Source organism: Streptomyces sp. NPDC127197 (assembly GCF_042672405.1).
Taxonomy (GTDB): domain Bacteria; phylum Actinomycetota; class Actinomycetes; order Streptomycetales; family Streptomycetaceae; genus Streptomyces; species Streptomyces flavusporus.
Window position 1 is genome coordinate 34,251 of sequence record NZ_JBHXVG010000018.1, and the last position, 16,432, is coordinate 50,682.

Annotated in this window: 20 protein-coding genes and 4 pseudogenes; 18 read left to right on the forward strand and 6 right to left on the reverse strand. The window is 69.9% G+C overall.

The annotated features are described in order from the left end of the window. The first annotated feature begins 33 nt into the window (after positions 1-33). The 3 genes from ACFVJQ_RS25945 (at position 34) to ACFVJQ_RS25955 (ending at position 3,880) form a co-directional block, all read left to right on the forward strand. Complete coding sequence (locus ACFVJQ_RS25945) at positions 34-855, forward strand: hypothetical protein (RefSeq protein ID WP_385787335.1); 822 nt, start codon at positions 34-36, stop codon at positions 853-855. Between the two features lie 448 nt (positions 856-1,303). Beyond that, a complete protein-coding gene (locus tag ACFVJQ_RS25950; RefSeq protein WP_385787338.1) occupies positions 1,304-2,062 on the forward strand; it encodes a DUF899 family protein in 759 nt (252 codons plus the stop codon). A gap of 588 nt (positions 2,063-2,650) precedes the next feature. Further along, positions 2,651-3,880 (forward strand): PP2C family protein-serine/threonine phosphatase, encoded by a 1,230-nt coding sequence (locus ACFVJQ_RS25955; RefSeq protein ID WP_385787579.1) that lies wholly within the window; start codon positions 2,651-2,653, stop codon positions 3,878-3,880. 39 nt (positions 3,881-3,919) lie between these two features. Here ACFVJQ_RS25955 and ACFVJQ_RS25960 read toward each other — a convergent pair. Continuing rightward, positions 3,920-4,407, reverse strand: a pseudogene (locus tag ACFVJQ_RS25960) (DUF5994 family protein). Positions 4,408-4,685: 278 nt separating this feature from the next. On the opposite strand from ACFVJQ_RS25960, the gene ACFVJQ_RS25965 reads away from it, so the two are divergent. The 6 genes and pseudogenes from ACFVJQ_RS25965 to ACFVJQ_RS25990 form a co-directional block, all read left to right on the forward strand. Then, on the forward strand, positions 4,686-5,246 hold the full coding sequence (locus tag ACFVJQ_RS25965) for a DUF5994 family protein (protein ID WP_385787582.1): 561 nt from the start codon (positions 4,686-4,688) through the stop codon (positions 5,244-5,246). A gap of 4 nt (positions 5,247-5,250) precedes the next feature. After that, positions 5,251-5,475, forward strand: coding sequence for a hypothetical protein (locus ACFVJQ_RS25970; RefSeq protein WP_385787340.1), 225 nt, complete (start codon positions 5,251-5,253; stop codon positions 5,473-5,475). 106 nt (positions 5,476-5,581) lie between these two features. After that, the gene (locus tag ACFVJQ_RS25975; protein WP_385787343.1) at positions 5,582-5,842 is read left to right on the forward strand and encodes a hypothetical protein; all 261 of its coding nucleotides are present in this window, start codon (positions 5,582-5,584) and stop codon (positions 5,840-5,842) included. An 83-nt stretch (positions 5,843-5,925) separates the two neighbouring features. After that, a complete protein-coding gene (locus tag ACFVJQ_RS25980) occupies positions 5,926-6,198 on the forward strand; it encodes a hypothetical protein (RefSeq protein ID WP_385787346.1) in 273 nt (90 codons plus the stop codon). 233 nt (positions 6,199-6,431) lie between these two features. Then, complete coding sequence (locus tag ACFVJQ_RS25985) at positions 6,432-6,599, forward strand: hypothetical protein (RefSeq protein WP_385787349.1); 168 nt, start codon at positions 6,432-6,434, stop codon at positions 6,597-6,599. 25 nt (positions 6,600-6,624) lie between these two features. After that, positions 6,625-7,025 (forward strand): annotated as a pseudogene (locus ACFVJQ_RS25990) (hypothetical protein); the annotation flags it as partial. 94 nt (positions 7,026-7,119) lie between these two features. Here ACFVJQ_RS25990 and ACFVJQ_RS25995 read toward each other — a convergent pair. Both ACFVJQ_RS25995 and ACFVJQ_RS26000 read right to left on the reverse strand, forming a co-directional pair. After that, positions 7,120-7,664 (reverse strand): annotated as a pseudogene (locus ACFVJQ_RS25995) (flavoprotein). After that, positions 7,661-8,939, reverse strand: a pseudogene (locus ACFVJQ_RS26000) (helix-turn-helix domain-containing protein). Before ACFVJQ_RS26000 ends, ACFVJQ_RS25995 begins: the two co-directional pseudogenes overlap by 4 nt. A gap of 176 nt (positions 8,940-9,115) precedes the next feature. Here ACFVJQ_RS26000 and ACFVJQ_RS26005 point away from each other — a divergent pair. Both ACFVJQ_RS26005 and ACFVJQ_RS26010 read left to right on the forward strand, forming a co-directional pair. Next, positions 9,116-9,547 carry an ATP-binding protein gene (locus ACFVJQ_RS26005; protein ID WP_385787352.1) on the forward strand — a complete coding sequence of 144 codons (432 nt, stop codon included), beginning with the start codon at positions 9,116-9,118 and terminating at the stop codon, positions 9,545-9,547. Between the two features lie 3 nt (positions 9,548-9,550). Continuing rightward, positions 9,551-10,726: a UDP-N-acetylglucosamine 1-carboxyvinyltransferase gene (locus ACFVJQ_RS26010; protein WP_385787355.1), complete on the forward strand. Its 1,176-nt coding sequence runs from the start codon at positions 9,551-9,553 to the stop codon at positions 10,724-10,726. 254 nt (positions 10,727-10,980) lie between these two features. Here the strand turns inward: ACFVJQ_RS26010 and ACFVJQ_RS26015 are convergent, their stop codons facing one another. Beyond that, positions 10,981-11,523 carry a DUF5994 family protein gene (locus ACFVJQ_RS26015; protein ID WP_385787357.1) on the reverse strand — a complete coding sequence of 181 codons (543 nt, stop codon included), beginning with the start codon at positions 11,521-11,523 and terminating at the stop codon, positions 10,981-10,983. On the opposite strand from ACFVJQ_RS26015, the gene ACFVJQ_RS26020 reads away from it, so the two are divergent. Together ACFVJQ_RS26020 and ACFVJQ_RS26025 are read left to right on the forward strand one after the other, a co-directional pair. Next, positions 11,522-11,773 carry an ACT domain-containing protein gene (locus ACFVJQ_RS26020; protein WP_224738082.1) on the forward strand — a complete coding sequence of 84 codons (252 nt, stop codon included), beginning with the start codon at positions 11,522-11,524 and terminating at the stop codon, positions 11,771-11,773. The genes ACFVJQ_RS26015 and ACFVJQ_RS26020 overlap by 2 nt on opposite strands. 157 nt (positions 11,774-11,930) lie before the next feature. Next, the gene (locus ACFVJQ_RS26025; RefSeq protein ID WP_385787359.1) at positions 11,931-12,479 is read left to right on the forward strand and encodes a DUF5994 family protein; all 549 of its coding nucleotides are present in this window, start codon (positions 11,931-11,933) and stop codon (positions 12,477-12,479) included. A 54-nt stretch (positions 12,480-12,533) separates the two neighbouring features. On the opposite strand, the gene ACFVJQ_RS26030 is transcribed toward ACFVJQ_RS26025, so the two are convergent. Both ACFVJQ_RS26030 and ACFVJQ_RS26035 read right to left on the reverse strand, forming a co-directional pair. Continuing rightward, on the reverse strand, positions 12,534-12,932 hold the full coding sequence (locus tag ACFVJQ_RS26030; protein WP_385787362.1) for a DUF5994 family protein: 399 nt from the start codon (positions 12,930-12,932) through the stop codon (positions 12,534-12,536). Between the two features lie 48 nt (positions 12,933-12,980). After that, positions 12,981-13,982 carry an acyl-CoA desaturase gene (locus ACFVJQ_RS26035; RefSeq protein ID WP_385787365.1) on the reverse strand — a complete coding sequence of 334 codons (1,002 nt, stop codon included), beginning with the start codon at positions 13,980-13,982 and terminating at the stop codon, positions 12,981-12,983. A gap of 314 nt (positions 13,983-14,296) precedes the next feature. Here ACFVJQ_RS26035 and ACFVJQ_RS26040 point away from each other — a divergent pair, with 314 nt between their 5' ends. Genes ACFVJQ_RS26040 through ACFVJQ_RS26060 form a run of 5 tightly spaced genes read left to right on the forward strand, consistent with a single transcriptional unit; the run spans position 14,297 to position 16,302 of the window. Further along, complete coding sequence (locus ACFVJQ_RS26040; RefSeq protein WP_385787368.1) at positions 14,297-14,488, forward strand: CsbD family protein; 192 nt, start codon at positions 14,297-14,299, stop codon at positions 14,486-14,488. Next, complete coding sequence (locus ACFVJQ_RS26045; protein ID WP_385787371.1) at positions 14,485-14,832, forward strand: hypothetical protein; 348 nt, start codon at positions 14,485-14,487, stop codon at positions 14,830-14,832. Before ACFVJQ_RS26040 ends, ACFVJQ_RS26045 begins: the two co-directional genes overlap by 4 nt. 39 nt (positions 14,833-14,871) lie before the next feature. Next, on the forward strand, positions 14,872-15,576 hold the full coding sequence (locus tag ACFVJQ_RS26050; RefSeq protein ID WP_385787374.1) for a DUF5994 family protein: 705 nt from the start codon (positions 14,872-14,874) through the stop codon (positions 15,574-15,576). Between the two features lie 10 nt (positions 15,577-15,586). Then, entirely contained in the window at positions 15,587-15,979 is a 393-nt protein-coding gene (locus tag ACFVJQ_RS26055) for a hypothetical protein (RefSeq protein WP_385787377.1), read from the forward strand. Positions 15,980-15,990: 11 nt separating this feature from the next. Next, the gene (locus tag ACFVJQ_RS26060) at positions 15,991-16,302 is read left to right on the forward strand and encodes an STAS domain-containing protein (RefSeq protein ID WP_385787380.1); all 312 of its coding nucleotides are present in this window, start codon (positions 15,991-15,993) and stop codon (positions 16,300-16,302) included. Positions 16,303-16,432 lie beyond the last annotated feature (130 nt).

The following is a 16,432-nucleotide window of genomic DNA, read 5'->3' on the forward strand; positions in this document are numbered from 1 at the left end:
CCCGTCTGTCGACTCTCAGAAGAGGTGACCCCCATGAAGGCAGCACGAGCAGCCTGGCGCCGACTCGAGCCCGTACACGCCATGATCTACTTCGTCCCCGAGGGAAGGCGACGGTACGCGGACCTCGGACTCAGCGGACGCACCGGCTACTTCGCCTCCCGGAGCGCCCCCTTCGGCCGGGCATCTGCCGATCTGGTCATCTCGACCTTCTACAACTTCAACCCCGCTTTCGTACGGAAGGCGGTCGACGGGGCCTGGGACGCGGCGACGCCGCAGCAGGTGCTGGACGCGCGGCACGCCGCCGCGGGCGAAGCCCTACGGCGGGCCGGGATCCACGAACTCCCCGCTCTGGACGAGGTCCTGGCCCTGACACGCCGGGCCGCCGAGGCCGCCTGCGAACACGCGCAGGGCCGCCCGTTGTTCGCCGCCCATGCCGCGCTGCCCTGGCCGGAGGAACCGGTACTGCAGCTGTGGCACGCCCAGACGCTGCTCCGGGAGTTCCGTGGAGACGGCCATGTCGCGTGCTTGCTGAGCGAGGGGGTCGGGGGCTTGGAGGCCCTGGTTCTGCATGCCGCCACCGGCGAGGTTCCCGTCGACTTCCTCAAGGGAAGTCGCGCGTGGCCCGAGGAGGAGTGGGCCGCCGCCGCGGAGCGCCTGCGCACGCGAGGTCTTCTCGACGGCGACTCCCTCAGCCCGGAAGGCGTACGCCTGCGCCAGCACATCGAGGACCGCACCGACCGCCTGGCCCTTCCCGCCTACGCCGCGCTGGGTGATGCGGACTGCGAACGCCTCGCAGAACTGGCGAGCCCGTTCGGCCGCACGGTCGTCGATGCCGGCCTCCTCAAGATCGGCTGACCGAGCCTTTCACACCCCATCCGCTTCGTGCTCGAACTGCTCGAACTGGCTCACCCACGTCGACGCCGCCGCCCGGGACCTGACCCCACACCGACCATCCGGCCCCGGGGCCCCGGCGCGTCGCCATAGTGCACGCCAGAAGAGACCGCAGGTCAGAGATCCCTTTCCGCAGGCTCCAGAATCGCCACGCACTCCACATGGTGCGTCATCGGAAAGGTGTCGGCCTGAGCGCGAACTCGGAAACTAGCAGGTCAGGCGCCGCTTCTTGGTCCTGCAATGAATGTGTGAGGTGCCCAGAGCGTCAAACGAGCGTAAACGGCTGACGATCTGACTCTCCCCTCGAACGGGTACACGAGGCCCTGCGCGTCTCAGAAGGCGTCCGCATTCCGTTCGGCGGTCTTGATCAGTCGAACGATGAGTTCTTGCGGGCTGCCGGGTCAGCACGGGCATGACTGCAACGAACACGCCGCCGGTTGTCTCCCGCACGGAGTGGCTGGCCGCCATCGACACCCTGCGCGCCCGGGAGAAGGCGCACGCCCGGGAGGGCGACGCGATCGCCGCTGCCCGGCGCCGCCTGCCCATGACCGAGGTGGACCCCTCGACCCCGCTCGTCGGAGGCAAGGGAGCTGTTCCCCTGATCGGCGTCTTCGAGGGCCGTACCCAGCTGTTCGTGTCGTATCACATGTGGCATGACGGCCGTCCCGCCGCCGACCAGTGTGAGGGCTGCACCTTCTTCACCGGCCAGGTCCGCGAACTGGCCTACCTGCACCAGCGTGACGTCACCTTCGCCGTCTTCTGCCAGGGCCCCTACGAGGAGTCCGAACGCTACCGCCGCTTCATGGGCTGGGACATGCCCTGGTACTCCGTCCCCGCCGAGTCCCACGAACGGCTCCTCGCCGGCCGCCACTTCGGCATGAAAGCGTGCTACCTCCGCGACGGGGACCGCGTCTACGAGACGTACTGGACCACCGGCCGCGGCGTCGAACCCATGGCGCCGTCCTACGGCATCCTCGACATGACCGTCCACGGGCGGCAGGAGGCCTGGGAGGACTCCCCGTCCGGCTGGCCGCAGCCGTACGAGACGCTCGGCCAGCAGTTCCGCAAGGACGGACGGCCGACCGCGCAATGGGCACGGATCGCCGCCGGGCACGACGACGGCCTCCACGATGGACAGGCCGGCACGGGCAGCTCGGGCTGCTGCTCCTGAAGCCGGGCCCGCAGGCGCAGCCCAGCCGGATCCGAGGACCGCAGTGATCCGGACGTGCAGCCTCACCGTGCCCCAACCTCCCAGCGGTCGCTGCACGCAGCCGCTCAGAAGGCGTCCGTTTGCCGTTCGGCGGTATTGATCAGTCGAACGGGGTTCCTGATCGAGTGATGCTGGCGGTGCCGGGGCCCCGGACATGTACATCGGCACTTGACGTCCCTCAGCACGGATGCCCCCAGGCACGGGTGATCTCGGGCAACGCCTCGGGTACGTCCTCCGGTTCCGGGAGCGTCCGCGCCTTCTGGAAGCCACCTGCGCCGCGCATGTTTCGCATCGACGTCCTGACCTTTGCCTCGCGGGTGTACGACGCTGAGTGCCTGGTCTGCAGGTCCTCGGGCAGGGTGATTTCCTCCCAGCAGCTTGATCACCCCGCCAGGCGAGACGATCCCGGACACGCAGTTCGAACTGCGGATGGCGTGGGCCGACATGCCGCGCATGGCGTAATGAGCCGCTCGGGCGGGCTTCCCGGGTCACGTTGTGCGGAGGCGGCGACGGGGGTGGGCGGGGAGGAACGAGGTGGCGAGCAGGGCCATGGGCGAGGAGATCCCGGAGGACCGGTCGGAGGGTTTTGGTGAGCGGCTGCTCGGCCTGCTGCTGGACAGGGCGCGCCATTTGCCGCCGCAGCTGATCGCCCCGCTGATCGCGGAGGAGGTGGGCAGGGTCGGAGGTCGTGATGTCTCTATCCTGCTCCAGGACTACGCGCAGGAGCTGCTGGTGCCGCTGCCGGGCAGGAAGCTCCACGTCAGCCAGCCCGAGCCGGTGATCGACTCCCCCGCCGGCCGGGCCTTCCTGAGCGGGGAGGTCGTCGAGTCGCCGCTGGCCCGCGGCGGCGTGAGGATGTACCTGCCGCTGCTGGACGGCAGCGACACGGTGGGCGTGATGGCCCTGACCCTGGATGCTGTCGGCGAGGACGACCGGCGCCTGCTGAGTAGGCTCGCCAGCCTGGTCGCTGACCTGCTGGTCACCAAGAACGCCTATACCGACCAGTTCTTCCAGGCCCGGCGCCGGGGACCGATGAGCGTGTCCGCGGAGATCCAGTGGACCCTGCTGCCGCCGCTGTCGATGTCCGTACCGCAGGTCGAGGTGGTCGGCATGCTGGAGCCCGCCTATCGCGTCGCCGGCGACAGCTTCGACTACGCCCTCAACGACAACATCCTGCACGTGGCCCTGATCGACGCGATGGGCCACGGCTTGGACGCCGCCACGATGGCGACCGTGGCCATCGGCGCCTACCGGCATGCCCGGCGCGTGTTCATCGGCCTGGCTGAGAAGTACGCGTTCATGGACGATGCCATCTCCCGGCAGTTCGGCCCCGACCACTTCGTCACGGCGCAGCTGATGCATATGAACATCGCCACCGGTGAGATGGAGCTGGTCAACGCGGGCCACCCCGCACCGCTGCTGATCCGCGACGGCCGGGTCGTCAGGCAGCTGGAGAGCGCCACGACGCTGCCCATCGGCTTCGGCGGTGAGGCGCCCCGGATCAGAGAGCACACGCTCCAGCGAGGCGACCGGGTGCTGTATTACACCGACGGCATCATCGAGGAGCACGTCGCCGGTGGGGAGCTGTTCGGCGAGGAACGCCTCATCAGTTGTGTCAACCGCCTGAGGGACCAGCCGTCGGAGGGGGTGCGAGCAGATCTGCGCCGCCTCTCCCACATGCTGAAGAACGAACGGGGTGGGCGCACCAGCGACGACGCCACCCTTTTCATGATCGAGTGGCGCGGGGGCGCCGCCGACCACCTCGCCGTTCTTGACTAGAGCCTCGACGCCAACCGAGTCCGCACCGGACAGCGCCGCTCACGCGGACGACGACCCCGCCTCATGGGTGCCGGTATCGATGAGGACCTGTGCGGCATGGGTGATGTTGTCGGCCCGGACGGCCCTGGCCATCGCGGCACGGGCGGCGTCGGGTGTCGCGTGCGGCGGGACCACGAGAAGGGAGAAGTGGTCCTGGTCGCCCCGAGTGATCAGGACGGTGTCATCACCGACCGGGAAGGAGTCGATATGGACGACCTGGTCGTCGATGACCAGGCGCGTGGGAAGTCCATCCCATGCGGTGGCGTCCAGGCCGACGCGTGTGATGGGGCCGAGGTGCCCGGTCAGCACGTGGATGAGGCCGGGCAACTCCGCGCCGATGTCGCGGGAACGCGGCCACCACGCGCCATCGAGGTTGCCTTCCCGGGAATGTGTCGTCTCCAGCCGCAGAAGAACTGTCCGGGTTTCGCGGCCCGATGGATCGCGTCCGGCAGGAGCCCGGGGGCGCGAGGGAGGTCGGATTCGGTCATGATATGTCCGCCTGTCTGCGGGATTCGGTGTCGCCGCCGAACGCGGGACCTCGTCCTCTCACCGTAAGTCGTGCGCCGCCGCACCGGCTGCGCTCGCCGACGGTTCCGGACTCGTTGCCTGTCGGTGAAATGCCTGCTCATGCGCACGTCCCGGGGCCTCGGAGCGACGTAGAGTGAAAGCACCGGGAGTACTTCGCACACCGGCCGCCATGTCGGTGTCGTTCCCGGCGAGCAACAACACCGGCCTCCAAGAGGAGGCCCGGGGACAGGTCCGCGTCATGACCGCGACCATCGAACCTACGTTCATCAAAGAGCGCCTGCCTTCGGCGTCGGGCCGGCTGTCCCTAGCCCCGACCGGCTCGGTTCCAGGTCTTCTGGACGGTGCCTGGTGGCCCCGCTCCCGTGATCTCCTCCGGGAGATCCCCACTCTGACAGACGCGCTGGACGCGTGCTGGGGCCGGATCACCCACGTCACCGTGAACCCGGCCCACTGGCCCGTCATCCCGCGCAAGGTCCCCGTCACGGGGCACACGGTGCATGTCGGCTGGTTCGCCGCCGAGCAGGACCCGAACAAAGTGATCCTCCTCTCCTACACGGTGGGCCGCCTGGACCTGCTGGTGATCCCTCCGGAGACGGAGCCGGCCGCCGCCGCCCGGCTGATGGCAGCAGCAACCGTTCCGGGAGGTATCCGCACCGCCAGCGGTCTGATGGCCGACGAGGCCATCAGCCACGAGGCGACAGATGCTCAAAGCCGGGAAGAGGAATGGGAGACCGACGGCGGAGCCGCTGCGGCGGCCGGAGCCGCGATCGGGATCCTCAGTTCCGCCCTGAGGAGGTGAGGACGTGGAGACCGCCGTCACCGTCGCCGTGATCGTCTTCGTGATCATCGCGGGCATGTTCCTGATCCACCGGCTCAACGCGCAGCATGACGAAAGGATCGGAGCGTTCCACTACAGCGACGCCCTACCGGGAATCGGTCGGCGGACCCGTAAGAGCCCACGTGCCACCGTGCCGAAGGGCCCTCCTGCCGACGCCACACGCCGTGAGCACCGAGAGGGGAGCCGCTGATGACGCAGACCTGCTTCCAGCCAGGGGTGGGTGTGGGGCGACGGCCGTCACACCCACCGGCACGTCGCCCCTGATGCACGTCGTCCTGAAGGAGCAAGGGGTCACCATGAAGTCACCGGAACTGCCGTCGGCCGGGCACGCGGAGGTCCGTATCGTCGCCGCGGACCCGGAGGCGGCTCGCCATGTCGCGGAGACTCTCCGCCGTTGTTTCGCCGCCACCGAAACGCGCAGCTACCCCACAGACCCCGACGGCGGAACACGCCTCCACCTCACCGTGGACACCACGCGCATAGCGGAGCCGGTGCGCTCCTGGCTGTTGACCAGCCAGTCCTCCCGGGACGATCACACACAGCCGGACGAAATCTGAGGAGGATGCCCCTCAGCAGGGAAGGAGGACACCGCCCCAGACGTACGGGTTTCCGTCAGTGCCGGCACGAGAGGCAGGCGACCATGGCGACGCTGCACGAGCGGGAGCACTACCGCGAGGCAATCATGAAGACCCTGTACGAGGCCGTCGAAGGCAATCGCCTCCTCGGCCTCACCGGGGAGCAGCTGCGCGAGAACCTCTCCATGCCCGAGGAGGACCTGGCCGCCGCCTGCACGTACCTGGCGGCCGAGGGACTGATCCAGGTCGACTGGGCGCGAGGAAACACCCCCGCGATGGTCACACTGACGCACAAGGGGATCCAGCTCATGGAGACCGAGGAGAAGGACAGTGATTGACACGGCCCAGGCCGCCCTTCAGGGCTCCGGCCGGTCACTACGGCCATGTCCTCCCATATGACTGAAATGGCCTACCGGGCATACCATGGTGAGTGGGCTGGTGCACTCTCACGTGCAACGACCCGGAAGGGCGGCCCCGGTGTGTATACGCCGGGGCCGTTGTGCGTCATCAGCGCGCCGTCTACGCGGACGGCGGACAGCGGCTGGCCCGCCGCTGATGCCGGGAGGCTGACGTGGTGCTGTTTCTTCTGCTGCTCATCGTGGCGGTTGCGCTCGGCGTCATCGGTGCGCTCGGCAGGGACACGCTCTACCTGCTGATCATCGGGGTGATGGTGCTCATCGCCGACCTTGTCCTCCTCAGAACGCGGATGGGGCGCAGCCGCAGGCCCCGCGTCCGGTAGGGCGGCCCGGCCGGCCACCCGACCGGACGCGCTGGCGGCTCAAGACACCAGGCGGGTTGCCACGCCGGACACCGTCACCATCACCCAGGCCCTCGTCACCGAGTCCATCCACGGTGTCTTCTCCGGCGAGTTCGATACGACCGTCGAGCCGTGGGTACGGCCCATGCGGATCTGAACTGGGCGAACATGACCGCGCCAGCCTTCAGCCTCTTCGACTGGGAGGACTGGGGTAACGCGCCACTGGGGCTGGACTCGGCCTCACTGTGGGCGAGTTCCCTTGCTGTCCCGGCTCTGGCCGATCGCGTGCGGCACGAACGCCGGTCCGACTTCGAGAGCCGGGACAGCAAGCTGATGACGTTGTTCGTCTGCTCGAAGATCCTCGGACCGTACGCGCACCCAGAGGACCCCCGGCTGGAGCCCGCCCAAATGTGCGGGCTCATCGGTGCCCACGGCGACGGAGTCGGCCCACCAAGCAGCTGCCGTCCTGCCCCCGCAACCGCAACAAGCACGGGGGCACTGATCACGACCGCACGGACAGCCTGGGGGCAAGCAGCTCCAGCACTTCCTCCCAGCGGTAACGGTCGGCCCCGCCCCCGGCTTCGGCCGGTGGGGTTCGTACGAGCCGATCAGGACGCCCATCTCACGCAGCCGGTCCAGGCTCTGACGGTATGCGGGGTGGGCGGCCTGGGCGGAGTTCAGGTACGGCAGCACGGCGACCGGGATGCCCATGGCGGGTGCTTCGCACAGGATGCCCAGGGCGAGATTGTCGGAGATCCCGGCGGCCCACTTGTTCACGGTGTTGAAGGAGGCCGGGGCGACCGCGATGGCATCCGCAGGCCGAGTCGGGCGCGGTTCACCCGGTGATCGCCAGGCCGAGCGGACAGGGCGGCCGGCCTGGTCCTCGACCGCCTCCGCGTCAAGGAAGCCGAGTCCTTGCGGGGTCGCGATGCCGCCGACGTCCCAGTGCCGCTCCTGCGCTGCGCTGATCAGCCGGCCGACGTCGGCGGCGACCCCGACCGCACAGACCACGATCTGGAGGAACGGCTTGTCGGGCTGATCACTCACGCGGGCACTCCCAGTCGGCGGCTGAAGTGGTGCAGCTCGGGCAGTGCCCGGCGGCGGTCGCGGGCTGCCATGTCGGCGACCAGTTCGCGTACGGCCGGGCGGCGGATGTCCTGTGCCGCGCAGCTCTCGACGATGCGCAGGGCCTGGTAGCCGTCGGCGAGTCTGCCCTGCTGACTGTAGGCGCGGGCGGTCTCCACCCAGAGCGCGGCCCGGCGCTCGGGAACGGGAATGTGCCGCCGCATGAGCGGCCGTGCGGTTTGCAGGGCGATGCCGGCGTCGCCGAAGGAGACGGCCGCGCTGACTTCGTGCAGTGCAACGTTGGTGGGGCTGAAGTTCGCCCAGGCGTCCGGCCGGTCGAAGGCGGCGTAGCGAGCCACCTCCTTGGCCTCGATGAGGAAGCTCTGGGTGGTGCCGCGGTCGCCGTTTCTGCTGGCGGCAGTCGCCCCGCGGAGCAACAGCAGACCGACCGCTGCCAGGTACCGGGGCGAGCGCTGGTCGTAGGAGCCGGTGAGCTGGTCGGCGGTGTGGCGGATGATGTTCACGGCCTGGGCGGTGTGCTTCTCGCGCACGAGGACGTGGGCGTGCACGCGGACACTGGCGGCGAGGACGACAGGATCCCCGGACCGCTCCGCCTCGGCCATGGCCCGGCCGGCCGGCCGCGAGCCAGGCGTTGCCCTGATCGGCTCGCTTCAGCAGCAGGCTCACCGACGTCTGGTAGGCGGTCGCGAGCAGTCCGGACGCCTCCGCCGAGCCGGATGAGTCACCGGCAGCCTGGCGCAGGTCGGCGATCAGACCCGGCAGGGTCCGCTCCAGCTCCGCGTAGTCGCACATGCAGAACATCCGGCGTACGGCCCGTGCCCGATCCCGCAGCTCATCGATGCCCAAGGGCTGTCCGGTGACAACAGGGCTCGTGCCCGGCAGCAGGATTTGGATCAGGTCGTGATGCGCTGCGGTCGACGACGGCGGCGGAGCCGCGAGCGCAGCGACGCTCGCGGCAAGGAAGGTACGGCGGTGCATGTCCTCTGTTCCGGGGTCGGCGGGGCTGGCGTCGGGGGCGGCGGCGAGGCCGAGGCGGTGCGGCGGAATGTCCAGCACCTGCGCGATCTCGCGCAGCACGCGCACGTCCTCCGTACCCCTGCCGCTCTCCAGGCGGCTGACTTTCGACTGGCGATACCCCAGTGCGGCGGCAACGTCCTTCTGCGAGCGCCGCTGTAACACGCGTGCCTGACGGATCACTTCGCCGATCCGTCTCGCTTCACTCTGTGCGTCGGCCATCTGTGCCACGGCCCCTCCTGCCGTCGCCGATCCTGCCTGCTCAACCGAGCGTAACCGAGCGGCAATTGACCGCGATGCAGCTCATGCATAAGTGATGCAGCCCCGGCACACGGCGTGGTCCCGCTTGCCCTTGGAGCGGTTGCGTGGAGTAGCCGCACCGATCCAGGAGGCCGCTCATGGAAGCGCATCAGATCCGTTTTCCCGTTCCCGGCACACCCGCTGCCGCGAGGTCCGCGCGGCAGCAGCTCGCGAACGGGATACGGGCCTGGGATGCCTCCTTCGATCAGGAACTGCTGGAGACAGCGGAGCTGGTCGCCGCCGAGTTGCTGGCGAACGCGGTACGGCACGGGGGCCACGGGCCGATCTCGGCCGGCGCCCGCCTGAACGACGAACGTCTGCTGATTGAGGTGACCGATGCCAGCTCCAAGGTCCCACGGGCCGGGCTGCCGGACGCGGAGGAAGAGGGCGGGCGCGGCGTGTTCCTCGTCGCCGCCCTCGCGGATCGCCACGGGATCGACCCGCTGCCGTCCGGCAAGCGGTGCTGGGCCGAGTTCAAGGTCAGCGGCCCGGACCAGCCCACACAACGCCTTCCCTTCCAAAGGAGTTGACGGTTGACAGCCGTACGGATCCCCCCAGTCGCCGCCGAAGTAGTCGCCACCCGGCCCGGCACCCCCCTTGCCGGCTCCGTGGCTGTCGACGGGTCCAAGAACGCGGCCCTACCGCTTCTGGCCGCCGCCGCGGCCCTGCACCGCCCGGTGCACATGGGCAACGTCCCGGCGAACACGGACGTCGAAACGATGCTCACCCTGCTCCAGCAGGCCGGCTGGCACACTGCCCGCCCCCTCAGCGATCCGCACACCACGGTCATCCTGCCCAGCGACAAGCCGCAACCGGGACCTGACCCCGAGATCGCCACACGCATCCGAGCCTCGTACTACCTCGTACCCGCACTGCTGGGCGCATACGGCAGGGCCCGACTCCCCTGGCCAGGCGGCTGCCGGATCGGGGAACGCGGAATGGAGCAGCACTTCAAGGTCTACGAGCGCTTCGGTGACGGCACCACCGTCAACGACCGCGGCTACCTCGTGGAAGCAGCTGCCGCACGGACCGGAACGGTTTCGATCATGCTGCCCTTCCGCTCCCGATGCGCGAGTATCGCCGCTCTCCTGCGCGCGGTCGTGGCCGGACGACCGCTGCAGCTGGGGCTGCCCAACCTCTCGCCAGAAGTGCTCAGCGTCGTAGAGGCGTTACAGACGGCCGGATGGCAGTGCCGAGTCAGCAAGTCCCTCCTCACGCTCGCGCCGTCCCCGTCCGCCCCCGTGGAGACCATCGCCTGGAAGGTGCCCGGCGACAAGATCGAGGCCGGCACTCTGGCGTGTGCCGTCGCAGCGACAGGCGGCGACGCACGTATCTGCGGCGTACGCGGCGACGACGTCGCTCCCTTGATCAGCGCTCTTCGATGGCTCGGCGTGTCCGCCGGCACCGAGGACGACGTCCTCACCGTCCGGGCCCAAGACACCCGCCCCACCAGCCGACCGCTGCGAGCCGTCGCCTCCCTCGCCCCTGGCGGCCTGGACGCCGACTTCGAACCACCCCTGATGGCCCTGGCCCTCACCCGCTCCGGCACGCACCTCTTCTCCGACACCATCAACCCCGGCCGCCACGGCAACCTACTGCCCCAATTCGCCCGCCTCGGCGCCGAGATCCACGAGCTGTCGCCCACCAAGTGCCGCCTCACTGGTCCGCAGCAGCTGACCGGCGCCGGAGTGGAGACCGCCAACCCTTGACCTACGTCCGCAACGCCTTCCGCGCGCTCGCCTTCGGCTGAGGCACGGGCCGTCACGGCCCGATCCGGAACGGGCTGTTCGCCGAGGTTCCGTGGTTCGGAACGGAGCTGCGGTGCCGTTCCATTGAAGCCGAAGGATCCGGAGGAATCGGTCAAGTCCCCTCGCCACGCGGATCATCCCGGGCGACTTCGACACCACGGCCATCCCGGCACCCGCACCGGTCCGGCCCGAGGACCGCCGCGGCTGCCCCGCTCTCACATCTCCGGCGCTGCTCGGTCGGTGCCGGTGTCGATGAGGATCTGTTCGGCCGGCATCACGTTGTCGGCGCGGACGGCCTCGGCCATCGCGGCACGGGCCGCGCCGGGCGTCGCGTGCGGCGGGACCACGAGGAGGGAGAAGTGGTCCTGATCGCCCCGGGTGATGAGGACGGTGTCGTCGCCGACCGGGAAGGAGTCGATGTGCACGACGCGGTCATCGATGACCAGCCTCGTCGGCAGTCCTTCCCAGGCATCGGCGTCCAGGCCGACGCGCGTGACCGGCCCGAGGTACTCGGTCAGCGCGGCGATCAGGGCGGGGAGCTCCGCGGCGATGTCCCGGGAACGCGGCCGCCACGCCCCGTCGAGAACACCCCAGCGGTCGTGCGTCGTCTCCAGCCGTACGACAGCCGTCCCGGGCTGCACGGCCTGGTGGACGGCGTCCGGCAGGAGCCTGGTCACACGCGGGGAGCCGGAGTCGGACGCCGGAGTAGAGTGAAAGATCCGGTCCGCCAATCTGTGCCCACACAACGAGGTCGCCATGCAGCCCACGGCAACACCCCCGGACGGGCACGCCGAGGTCAACATCGTCGCCGCCTCCCCCGAGGTCGCCCGTCGCGTCGCGGAGGTTCTCCGCCACTGCTTCGCCGCCACCGAGCAGCGCAGCTATCCCGCGGACACCGAGGGAGGGACCCGCCTCCAGCTCACCGTGGACACCACCCGCCCGGCAGAACCGGCACGGTCCTGGCTGGAGACCAGCCGCTCCGCGGAGGACGCCCGCCGCCGGAAGTGAGCCGACGTCCAGGAGCGGTCCGTCCGGCCTCTTCGGGGAGTAGCGTGAACTCATCGGGAGCACTTCGCACACCGGCCCCGATGCCGGTGTCGTTCCCGGTGAGCGACGACACCGGGCGGCCGCGCTTTGCGCAGGGGTCCGGAGACAGGTTTGCGTGATGTCCGCGACCACCCCTCATCCCCCGCTACGGGCCGTTCCCTTCCGGGCCCCGACCGCACGCCTCGCGCTGAAATCCGAGAGCCCTTCACCAGGGCACGTCGAGTTGGACGGCGCCTGGTGGCCTCGTTCACGTGACCTGACACACGAACTCTCCGCTCTGGCGGACGTGCTGGATCCGCTGTGGGGGCGGATCACCCGTATCGCGGTCAACCCCCGCCACTGGCCGATCCTCCCACCCAGGATCTTCGTCAACGGCCATGTGGTGAAGATCGGTTGGTTCACCTCTGAGCTGGATCCGCACGGGATCTTTCTGCTGTCCTACACCGCAGGCCGCTGGGACCTTCTGGTGATCCCCCCGGAGACCAGTGCCCCCTCGGCCGCCCGGCTGATGGCCGCCGCGAGTGCGGACACCGGTCCGTCGATGACCGCGACCGCGCTCATCACGGCGGAACGGGCCCGCCACGGAGGCCCGGAGGCCGGGAAGGACGGGAGCGGCAGTGCTTTCTCGTCACACGGCCGGAATCAGCAGCGCGCTGTGGGGATATGACCGGCACGCAGAACGCATCGGCCGCCGCGGCCGGGCAGTGCGTGGCGGGTCCAGTCACACGTGATCGCCTGCGGCGGCTGCCATGAGCGGTTCCGCGGCCTCCTCGGTCGTATCCGGAGGCACGACCAGCAGGTCCCAGCGCCCCCGACCGGGGGCGAGCAGGACGATGGTGTGCGGGGCGGATGCCGCCACGGTCCTGCGCAGCCGTACGACCTGGTTGAAGACGAGCATCCGGCCGGGCACAGCGGACCACACCGCCCCGTTGACGGTGACGCTGGTGATGTGGCCCCACGCGCGCGGCAACCCGGCGAGCAGCCGGGGGAGTTCGGCGAGCAGGTCGTACGAACGAGGCCACCACGCTCCGTCGATGGGCCGGGGCATGCCGCCGTGGGGGGCCAGGCGCAGGCGAAGGAGGGGATGGGAGGGAGGCGGGGGTTGCAGTGCGGTGGTCATGGAAGCTCCTGTCAACTGCTGTGCGACAGAGGAGGTGAGTGGTCGGTGTCAGACGCGGCGAGCGGCGACGCGCTCCGCAGTGGGCCAGCGCACGTCGTGCACCCAGCCGAGGCGTTCGAGGAGGCGGATGACGGCGGCGGAGGGGTCGAGCTGGCCGCGGTCGACGCCGTGGCGGGCGCTGGTGGGGTCGGCGTGGTGGAGGTTGTGCCAGCTCTCGCCGAACGACAGCAGGGCGAGGGGCCACAGGTTGGTGGCCCGGTCGTGGCGCCGGGTGCGGAACGGCCGCTCACCGATCATGTGACAGAGGGAGTTCACGCTCCAGGTGACGTGGTGGAGCAGCGCGATGCGCACAAGTCCCGCCCACAGCAGGGCGGTTACGCCGTGCAGCCACGTACCGCCGATGACCCAGCCCGCCGCGAACGGCAGGGCGAGCGTGAGGACGCACAGCGCCGGGAATGCGCGGGCGACGGCACGGATGTCGCGGTCGGCAAGGAGGTCGGGGGCGTACCGGTCGGCAGGTGTGCGGTCGTTGCGGAACAGCCAGCCGACATGAGCGTGCAGCAGCCCGCGCAACTGGCCGCGCAGATGCGTGCCGTAGCGGTACGGGGAGTGCGGATCGCCTGGCCGGTCAGTGAAGGCGTGATGGCGGCGGTGAGTGGCGACCCAGCCGATGACGTCGCCCTGGAAACTCATCGAACCGGCCACCGCGAGCGCGATCCGCACGGGACGCACGGCCCGGTAGCCGCCGTGGGTGAGGCCGCGGTGGAAGCCGACCGTGACGCCGAGACCCGTGATCGTGTAGAGGACGAGGGCGAGCACGATGTCGGCGGGATGGATGAGACTCCCCCACAGCAGCCAGCCTGCGAGGCCGATCGCCACGAACGGCAGCACGACGATCACCGCCGTCACCGTGACGTACAGCCGCTCACCGCCATTGCGCGCGGGCGCCGGGCCGTCCGGCGGGAAGGGGGACGTCCCGTCGTAGCCCTGGGGCGGCGGGACGGTGTCCGACGGTGTGACCGTCGTGGAGGTGTTCGGACTGAGTGGCATACGTGGCTCCTCGGCCTGGATGCGGATGGCGCGGCCGGGGTCACGGGCTGCCCCTGTGATGGGATTCGCAAGGACGGGGCCGGTTCGGACACCGGCATACGAAGAGACCTCGCTTTCTCCACCGTACTCCCGCACGCTCCGAAACGAGGCGGGCCGGGTCGCGTGCCACCGCGTTGACACGGACCGTCGCCGGACGTTGACTGGCGGCACGGTGCAGGGCGATGCCACTCCGGAACACACGGCGAAGCATTCCGCCTTCCCGCCTCGCCCAGACCCCGCGGGAACTCACCTACCGGACAACAGTAAGGCCGGCCATGACCGTTTCACGGACCATCAGGAACAAGGCGCAGACGATGAAGGGCAGGATCACGGAAGAGCTCGGCCGGGTCACCCGCAACGGGCGACTGCAGCGCCGGGGCAGGATCGACCGGGTCTCCGGAAGCCTGACACAGGCCGTCGAGAAGACCAAGGACGCCTTGAGGCGGAACGGAAGCGGCACCCGATGATGTACGACCAGGCACGCGCCCAGCAGCCCGCGGGCCGAACCCCGGGCCCCGCCGAGCGCCGCAGCCCGGGCCCGGATCCGCTGTTCCCGTCGGATGAACAGGACAAGATCGTCCAGCGTCTCCGGCACGCCCTCAACACCTTCGCCGACACCCCGCGCGAGGCGCTGGAAGAGGCCGAGAGCGCCTACGACGAAGCCACCACCCAGCTCGTGAACGCCCTTGCGGAACGGCGGCGTGTCCTGCGCGCCGGCTGGCAGGACCGGGATCCCGAGGCAGGGGCCGACGAACTCCGGCTCGCGCTGAGGCAGTACCGGGAGATCACCCAGCGACTGCTCCACATCTAGGCGGCCACTACTCCGCGCTGCGGCGGAGCGCGGAGTAGTGTGGACAGTACCGAGGGCATTTCGCACGCCGGCTTCCACGCTGGGTCGTTCTCGGCGAACGATGAAACCCGGGCCGCCGCAGAGGCGGCCCGGAGACGGGTCCGCATCATGTCGGCGACCTTGTACCCATCCCCGCCGCACCACGAGTCCGTCGCAGCCCCGGCCGCGCGTCTCGCGTTGAAGACCGACGGCACGTCCCGCGGACTCCTGGACGGTGCCTGGTGGCCCCGCTCCCGGGATCTGCTGAGCGAACTGCCCACACTGACCGACGTGTTGGACCCCTTGTGGGGCCGCATCACCCGCATCGCCGTCAACCCGAAGTACTGGCCGGTCATCCCCCGCAAGGTTCCCGTGGACGGCCACATCGTCAAGGTCGGCTGGTTCACCCCGGAAATCGACCCGCACAAGCTGCTGCTGCTCTCCTACGGCACCGGACGCTGGGACCTGCTGGTCATCCCGCCCGAAACCGGGGCGGAGTCGGCGGCCCGGCTGATGGCTGCCGCGTCCGACTACGACGGCCCGCCACTGACCGCGAGCGCGCTCATCGCCGCGGACGAGGCCCGGCACGGCGTCTCCGCGACCGACGAGCCACTGGACCCGGACGAGTCATGGGAGTACGAAGGCGGTGCCTCCGCGGTGTCCGCAGCCGTTCCGGAGCAGACCGGTCCGCCCGGTCGGGCCAGTCGCCTGATCATCGGTATGTGAGGTGGCCGCCATGAACGCCTTCCTGACAGCCGCCGCCTTCGTGGTTCTCATCGCAGCAGCGGCATACGTGATCCACCAGCTCAACCTCCAGCACGCCGACAGAATCGCCGTGCACCGGTACAGCGCCCCCTGCCCGGCCGCCGCGGCCGCGGCACGCCGCAGCCCCCGGTGGGACCGGACCGGTCCGAGTCGCCGACCACTGGCGAACGGCGGGACCACCGCGACGGCGGCCGCGGCCGCTTTCCGCCGCGCCGCCGCCGCAGCCGTACCACTCACCGCAGGTGACCAGCCGGTTTCCATCACCGGCCTCGCACACGGACCGTCGACTCGGCTCGTACCGACACGTGCGCCCGCGAACGTACACCCGGCCATGGACCGCGCGAGGAGCGGCCGGGACCCATGAACCGAGGCGTCATGACTCTTCCGCAGCTGAACATCTACCGGCACGACCGGGGCAGGCGAGCACTGATCACCTTGGCCGGTGAGATCGGCCCGGCCACCGCGCCCCAGGTGCGGACCGCTCTGGAGCGGTGCCTGCATGACGGCATCACCACCATCGACGTCGATCTGACCACCGTCGGCCTCTGCGACAGCAGCGGCCTGCGCGTCTTCCTCGACGCATCGCGGCACGCCGCCGAGACCCACGCGTCCCTCCGGCTGCACCACCCGTCCCCGCAGACCGCCCGGCTCCTCGCGGACACCGGCTCCGATCGTGTGCTCCTGTGATGGACCGGGCCGGAACGGCGACGCCGAGGAAGGAGTTGATGAGCCGGCCCTCCTGCCCGCGGTCTTCGAAAGCAGGGTGGGAAGTGGCAGGCGGAGATCGCTGACGCGGACGCTTCTACCTGGAGCACGG